General features: G+C 68.4%; 6 protein-coding genes. All 6 read right to left on the bottom strand.

Features of this window, described 5'->3' with window-relative positions; translation table 11 throughout:
- On the bottom strand, nucleotides 1-1,083 hold a 1,083-nt coding region (locus AOK17_RS51755), incomplete at its 3' end, for a CDP-alcohol phosphatidyltransferase family protein (protein ID WP_055616108.1).
- A gap of 331 nt (nucleotides 1,084-1,414) precedes the next feature.
- Nucleotides 1,415-2,698: a macrolide-inactivating glycosyltransferase gene (mgt, locus tag AOK17_RS32180; protein ID WP_079053402.1), complete on the bottom strand. Its 1,284-nt coding sequence runs from the start codon at nucleotides 2,696-2,698 to the stop codon at nucleotides 1,415-1,417.
- Entirely contained in the window at nucleotides 2,695-3,477 is a 783-nt protein-coding gene (gene erm / locus AOK17_RS32175; protein WP_055616100.1) for an ErmE/ErmH/ErmO/ErmR family 23S rRNA (adenine(2058)-N(6))-methyltransferase, read from the bottom strand. Before erm ends, mgt begins: the two co-directional genes overlap by 4 nt.
- A gap of 472 nt (nucleotides 3,478-3,949) precedes the next feature.
- Nucleotides 3,950-5,242: an ABC transporter substrate-binding protein gene (locus tag AOK17_RS32170; protein ID WP_055616099.1), complete on the bottom strand. Its 1,293-nt coding sequence runs from the start codon at nucleotides 5,240-5,242 to the stop codon at nucleotides 3,950-3,952.
- On the bottom strand, nucleotides 5,242-6,075 hold the full coding sequence (locus tag AOK17_RS32165) for a carbohydrate ABC transporter permease (RefSeq protein ID WP_055616098.1): 834 nt from the start codon (nucleotides 6,073-6,075) through the stop codon (nucleotides 5,242-5,244). The genes AOK17_RS32170 and AOK17_RS32165 overlap by 1 nt, the downstream gene beginning before the upstream one ends.
- Nucleotides 6,072-7,031: a carbohydrate ABC transporter permease gene (locus AOK17_RS32160; protein WP_055616097.1), complete on the bottom strand. Its 960-nt coding sequence runs from the start codon at nucleotides 7,029-7,031 to the stop codon at nucleotides 6,072-6,074. Before AOK17_RS32160 ends, AOK17_RS32165 begins: the two co-directional genes overlap by 4 nt.
- Nucleotides 7,032-7,073: the final 42 nt, after the last annotated feature.

Raw genomic sequence — 7,073 nt, 5'->3', positions numbered from 1 at the left:
CGTGGCCACCTCGTCCCGGTCGAAGGAGTCGATGGTGCGGGTGAAGTCACGGGTGGAGAGCAACAGCTTGTAGATGATGGCGAGTTCGAAGACGAGAAGCAGGGCGCCGGAGACCAGGGTCGCCTCGATGACCGCGTCGAGGAGCGGGCCGACGATGAAGACGCCCATCTGGAATTCGATACCACTCACCAGGTGCGTACGAATCCGGTGGCGCAGGAGGAAGGACCGCATCCGGAGATAGACCGGGAATCGGTGGCGGAACTCCTGCTGGAGGTCGATGACCTGGCCCTGGGGCATCTCCTGGGGCTTCTGGGAAGAGTCGGCGGTTTCTTCGGAGCCCGCTTCGGAGCGCGGTTCGGAACCCGGTACGGAGTGCGCTTCGGAGCCCGGCTCGGAGTCCGGTTCGAAGCCTGCTTCGGAACCCGCTTCGGTACCCGCTTCGGTACCCACTGCGGACACGGTCGACGTCTTGCGGATGTCGTGTTCGATGTCCGCCGAGGGATTGTTGCGCAACAGGTCTTCCATGAAGGCGACCTCGGCGGAGTTCTCCGCGCGGCGGGCCTCCCGCACCCGCGCCTTGATCTGCTTGCGCATGTTGTAGCGGATCTTGAAAATCTCCAGGGAGTTGATGTACCGCAGCGTGTCGAGGCCGACGACCGCGAGCGCCAGCCAGATATAGACCGTGTCACCGGTGCGGTCGTACTGCCCGGCCATCAGCGCGACCCCGCACAGCGCCACCCGGATACGGTCGAAGATGAAGTCCAGCCAGGCCCCGAAGACGGAGCCCTGGCCGGTCAGCCGGGCCACCTTCCCGTCCATGCAGTCGAGGATGAAACTCAGGTGGTAGACGAGGGCGCCGGCGATCAGCCACCGCCAGTCGCCGAAGGCGAAGCAGGCCGCCGAGACCAGGCCGAGCACGAACGCCCCCCAGGTGATCTGGTTCGGCGTGATCCTCGTACGCATCGCCGTGAGCCTCACCAGCGGCGTGGCCACCGGGTCGACGAGCAGCACGGTCCACCACGCGTCACGCTTCTTCTCGGTGATGCGTCGCACCTCGGCGAGGGGCGGTATGTCTCGGCGCATAGATCAACTTCCCAGCGTTCGTAGTGAGTTCACCTCACGCTAAGAAGGTGTTCAGACAAGGAACAAGAAGTGACCTGTGCAACCTTCGACAGGGGGTAACCGTCGTACCCAGTAACCCGGTCGATGCCCCGATCGGGCGGATGCGGCGTTATCCGAGCGTTATCGAATGACCGTCCCGTTATCCAAAGGGCGCCATGGCTTCACCGTTGGCGTACAACCGTGACCCGTGGGAATTCGGAGTTCGCGGACGGTCACCCCGGCTCGCGGACGGTCACGCGATTTCGCGGACGGTCACCGCATCACGCCCCTTCCGGTCTCGGTAAAGCTTCGGTCATGCGCCCGTCGTGCTCTTGGGGATTTCCGCCTCGATCAGATCCACCGCGCGTGCGGTGCCGCCCTCGGTCGCCATTCCCGCCTGGATCTCCTTGAGCCGCCGCGCGACGTCCGGGTCTCCGGTGAGCGTGAGTACGGCCTCGCGCAGGGTCTCGGCCGTCGCCTCCTCCATCGGCAGGTGCCGGGCGACACCGAGCCCCTGAAGCATGTCCGCGTTGCCGAACTGGTCGACGGCCTGGGGCACGCAGACCATCGGCGTGGCCGTGGCCAGTCCTTCCTGGCTGCCGCCGGCGCCCGCGTGCGTGACGAAGGCGTCGGCCTGCTTGAGGATCGCCAACTGCGGTACCCAGTCCCGCACTTCGACGTTCCCCGGCACCTCGCCGAGCTCCGCGGGGTCGACATGCTTGCCGACCTGCAGCACCATGTGCCAGCCCGGCAGATCGCCGAACGCCTTCACGCACTCGCGGTAGAACGCGGGCTGCTTGGTGAAGGAGGAACCCAGGGACACGAGGAGGACGCGCTCGGCACCGTCGGGCCGCCGCCACTCCCCCTGGGCGGCACGGTCGCCCTGGCAGGCGCCGACGAAGGTGTACACCGACTCGTCGACCCGGTCGGCGTTCGGCTGGAGGGCCTTCGGGATCAGGACGATGGAGCGGGAGGGGTGGCCGCCGAACGTGTCGGGGTCCTGGGCGACCCCGTTCTCGTCCAGCCACGCCTGGAAGCGCGCGTAGTACGCCCTGCCCCGCTCGGTCTTCTTCGGCTCGGCCCACATGGGCTCGGCGACCTCCTCCTCGTACCCCTCCCAGGCGACGAGGTTCGGCGAGAGCGAGACGGCCGGGACGCCCCAGCGGTGCGCGAGGACACGGGCCGGGTACGAGGCGATGTCGTGCAGTACGAGGTCCGGTTCGTCGCCCTCGTACGCCTCGATGAGCTGCGGAAGCGCCTGGATCGCGTCGGCCAGGAAGGGTTCCACGTTGTCCAGGAGCGTGGTTCCCCATGCCGAGGGGTCGTCGTCGGGGGACGGCAGGGTCGTGTTCCAGAGCTTCGGCTCGGCGCCCGTCTCCGCGACCTTCTCGGCGAAGGCGGGCGGAATCGCGTACGTGACCCGGTGTCCGCGGGCGACGAGCTCCCGGATCACCTCAAGGCTCGGGTTCACGTGCCCGTGGGCGGCGATGGAGAACATGGCGATGTGGGCGGGGTGCGGGGTGGGCATGAGCCGACCATAAGCAAGACGAGACGTCTCGTACAACTCAATTGCGGCCTCCCGTCGTACGCGGCTCATCGCGCCGCCAGCACGTCGTGGAGCCCCAGCCACCGCTCGGGCGGCACCTCCCCGACGAGCGCTCGCGGGTCGAGACGCGCGGCCCGGAACGCGGCATCCACCCGGCGCCTCGGATGGGCCCTGCGCAGCGAGGCGTGCAGCGAACCACCGACCCCCGAGAAGCCCAGCTCGACCAGGTGCCCCCAGTCGTCGTACGCGGTCCGGTCGAGCAGCGGGGTACGGCGTCGTTCGATGCGTACGATTCCGGCGTCGACCCGGGGCACCGGCCGGAATCTCGTCCGGGTGACCCGCCCGAGGAACCGCCACTCGTAGCGCGGCCAGGTGCGGACGGTGAGCAGAGTCCAACTCCCGTAGTCCCCGGTGCGTTTGCGGGCGTATTCGAGCTGGGTCAGGAGCGTGGCGTCCATCAGGCCGGGCGCGCGCAGACACCAGTCGACGACGTCCGCGGTACGCGAGAAGGGCACGTTCCCGGCGACGGAGAAGGGGCCGCCCGGTGGCCGCGCGGCAAGGAAGTCACCGCCGATCACCCGCACTTGAGGCGTCCCGGAGAAGCGGGCGCGCAGGGCGGGCACGAGCCGTCGGTCGATCTCGTAGGCGAGCAGTTCCCGGCAGCGGGGGGCGAGCACCTCGGTCAACGCGCCTTTGCCCGCGCCCACTTCGAGCAGCAGGGGCGGATGGTGCGGCCCCGGTACGGCGAGCCGGGCGAAGCGGTCTGCGGTGGCGCGGTCGGTGAGGAAGTTCTGCGAGAGCGCGCGCGAAACGTGGGTGGGGCGGGCCATGGCCTGCGGTCCTTGTCTTCCGTGAGGACGAAAACGGGCAGACGAAGGCCCCGACCGGAAGGCAAGAAGAAGGACGCGCACAAGCGGGCACGCGTCAGCCGCGCACCTGCTTAAAGGCGTACGTAAGAGGGGGCACCCCTGCGGCAAAAGCCGTCAGCGAGCGCAGAACCCCGGGCCGGTCAGGGCACTGGGGGCACGACGCATCCGAATCGCATACGCGCAGCCCCGGCCAAGACCGGAAGAAAAAATCGCATTGATACCCACACCCGGCACGCTAGCCATCCGGACCAGCCCCGGCCAACCGATTTTCCCCCGCACATTCCTCCAGGGACCCACCTCTAGCCTCTAGGGGCGCGAGGAACCGCGCACCTCCCAGATCCGCCCCCGCACATCCATCCAGAGGCCCACCCCCAAGGGGCGCGGGGAACGGCGCAATCTTTTTCATCCCCCCAGGCCCAGCGGCAGCGAACCGTCACCTCTGGTACCGCGCAAGCACCAGATTCCCGTCCCCCACCAACCGCTCACGCAACTCACCAAGCCCAATGGCCCCGCTGTAGTACTCCTGGAACGCAGGCGTAGCCACCTTGTCCTTCCACTCCGGATACCCCCGCACGGACTGCGCCGGCGCCGACCGCAAATACCGCGCAAGCCCCGCCCCGACCGCCCACCCGTCCTCCTCGACCCGCAGCGCCGGATCCCGGAGCGCCCCCGTACCGGTCGGCAGCATCCAGTCGCCGAGCGCGAGCCGCACCATGTTCCGCGGCTGGAGCAGGAAGTCGATGAACGCGGCGGCCTCTTCCTTGTGCGGACTGTCCTCCGCGACGGACAGCGTCTGGGGGCTCACCCCCTGGGTGAGCCCATCCGCACCGGCCGGCGCGGGCAGCACCTGCCATTCGAAGCCCTTCGGTGCCTGCTGCACGATCTGCTGCCGGTAGGAGAACCCGAGCGGAACCATCGCGTACTTGCCGCCGAAGAAGCCGGGCAGCGTGTCTGACCCGCCGCTGCCGAGCGTCGAACTCGACGCGCTGCCATCGGTGTTGACCTGGTCGTGAATGGTCCGGGGCACCACCTGGTCACCCGCCTCGAACCGGATCCGGACCTTGCCGTCCGGGCCCCGGTGGAACAACTGCCCACCGGTCGACAGCGACAGGTTGAGCGTGGCCGACACGGGCTCCTTCAGCGGCCAGGCCACACCGTATTTCCCGTCCCCATCACCCAGTTCATCGGTGATCGCCCTGAACTCGTCCCAACTCCAGGGCCTTTCGGGCGTGGGAATCCGTACGCCCGACTCCCGCAGCCACTTGGCGTTGGCGATCAGGACGCGCGGCTCCTGGAGGAACGGCACGCCGTAGATCCCGTCCCCGAAGGTCACGGTCTCCCAACTCCGTTGCGGAATATCGGACTTGAGCCGCTCCGGCAGCAGCTCACGCAGATCCGCGAGGTACCCGCCGTACGCGAAGTCCGCGAGGTCGTCCGAGGCGTCATGGATGATGTCCGGCGCCTCACCGCCCTCGAATGAGGTGAGCAGCTGGTCGTGGACGCTGTCCCAACTCCCCTGTACGTACTCGACCTTGACGTCGGGATGGGTGGCGTTCCACTCCTTCACCAGTTCCTTGTTGACGTCGACGGACTCCTCCTGCCAGGCGAGGGACTGGAAGCGGAGGGTGATCCTGCCGTCCTCCGAACCGCCGTCACCGCCGGTGCAGGCCGCACTGCCCATGAGCAGCAGCGCCACCACCATCGCGAGAAGCCGTTTCGTGCGCATCAGCTCTTCACCGCCCCGGCGAGCATCCCGCCCGTGATCCGTTTCTGGATGACCGCGAAGACGACCAGAGAGGGCAGGGTCGCCAGGAACGCGGCGGCTGCGAGGGGCCCGAGGTCCGCCACGCCCTCCGCGCCGATGAAGTGCGTGAGGACGACCGGAAGGGTCTGTTTCTCCGGGGTCTTGAGGAGCACCAGCGCGAAGAAGAACTCGTTCCACGCGCTGATGAAGGCGAACAGCGCCGTGGCGACGATCCCCGGCGCCAGCAGCGGCGCGGTGATCGAGACCAGCGTCCGCAGCCTGCCTGCTCCGTCCACCGCCGCGGCCTCCTCCAGTTCGGTCGGCACGGCCCGTACGTACCCCACGAGCATCCACAGCGCGAACGGCAGCGCCCACACGACGTACACCATGATCAGACCCGGTACGGAGTTGATCAGCCGCAGGTTCTTCAGGACCAGGAACAGCGGGATGATCACCAGCACGAACGGGAACGCCTGGCTGACCACGACCCAGCCGGTCGCGGCCCTCGCGAGCCGGGTGCGGTGCCGGGCCATGACGTACGCCATCGGGGTCGCGATCAGTACGGCGATCACCGCCGCGCCGACCGCCGCGGTCAGGGAGTTCAACGCGGCGTCCAGCAGCGGCTGTTCGTCGAAGGCCTGCCGGAAGTTGGCGAGGGTCGGGTCCTTCGGGATCCAGGTCGGATGCAGACTCCCCAGTTCGCGCGGGGGTTTGAAGGCGGTGGAGATCAGCCAGAGAAAGGGGAAGGCGAGAAATACGAGATAGGCGAGGAGCGCGAGGTACTGGCCCGCGCGAGCCGATTTCCGAGTCCTCACGCGTCCTCGCCTCCCCTCAGCCGGCCGACCAGATGGAGCGCGAGAATCACCGAGATCACCGCGACCATCACACACCCCATCGCCGCCGCGTACCCGAACTGCCCGTAGCGGAAGGCCTCTTCGTAGGCGAACAGCATCGGCAGCCGGGTGCGCCCGCCGGGACCGCCGTTGGTCAGGACGTACACCAGGGCGAATGAATTGAAGTTCCAGATGAAGTTGAGCGCGGTGATGGCGAGCGCGACCGGTTTGAGGGCGGGCCAGGTCACCGTGCGGAAGCGGCGCCAGGCGCCCGCGCCGTCCATCGCGGCGGCCTCGTGCAGTTCGCGCGGTGTGTTCTGCAGTCCGGCGAGCAGGGCGACCGTCGTCTGGGGCATGCCCGCCCAGACGCCGACCACGATCACCGCGGGCAGGGCGGTGGCCAGGCCGCTCAGCCAGTCGCGGCCATCGCCCAGGCCCAGGTCGCGGATCGTCTCGTTGAGGATGCCCGCGTCCGGGTTGTAGACGAGCCGCCACATGATGCCGACGACCACCTCGGGCATCGCCCACGGAATGATCGCGAGCGACCGCGCCAGCCAGCGGAAGCGGAGGTTCTCGCTGAGCAGCAGGGCGAGGCCGAGGGCGAGGAGGAACTGCGGGACCGTGACCCCCACCGCCCACAGCAGACCGATCCGGAACGAGTCCCAGAACAGGGTGTCGTGCAGCAGGTCCTGGAAGTTGAGGGTCCCGATCCACTGTGTGGGCTCGGTGCGGCCCGACTGGGAGTCGGTGAACGCCAGCGCGATGCCGTAGAGGAGTGGTCCGACGCTGAGCACCAGGATCGGGATCAGCGCGGGCAGCACCAGGAACCAGGCGCCGTGGTCGACGAGACGGACCCCTGCACCGCGGCCTCCGTCTCCGCCCGGCGCGCCCCTCGCCGCCCGCTTCACTGACCGCTTCCTCACGGTCGCCGATGTCACGGAATCAGCTCCTCTGGGCGGCTCGTACGGATCTGGCCGTCC

It is taken from the genome of Streptomyces phaeochromogenes (assembly GCF_001418655.1).
GTDB lineage: Bacteria > Actinomycetota > Actinomycetes > Streptomycetales > Streptomycetaceae > Streptomyces > Streptomyces phaeochromogenes.
Note: the sequence above shows the minus strand (reverse complement) of the source record. Positions and strands in the feature narration are given on the sequence as shown.

What these genes read in the sequence shown, in the direction of transcription:
- mgt (WP_079053402.1), bottom strand. Translation starts at nt 2,698, where the DNA reads ATGAGCCGCGTACGACGGGAGGCCGCAATTGAGTTGTACGAGACGTCT.
- erm (WP_055616100.1), bottom strand. Translation starts at nt 3,477, where the DNA reads ATGGCCCGCCCCACCCACGTTTCGCGCGCGCTCTCGCAGAACTTCCTC.
- AOK17_RS32170 (WP_055616099.1), bottom strand. Translation starts at nt 5,242, where the DNA reads ATGCGCACGAAACGGCTTCTCGCGATGGTGGTGGCGCTGCTGCTCATG.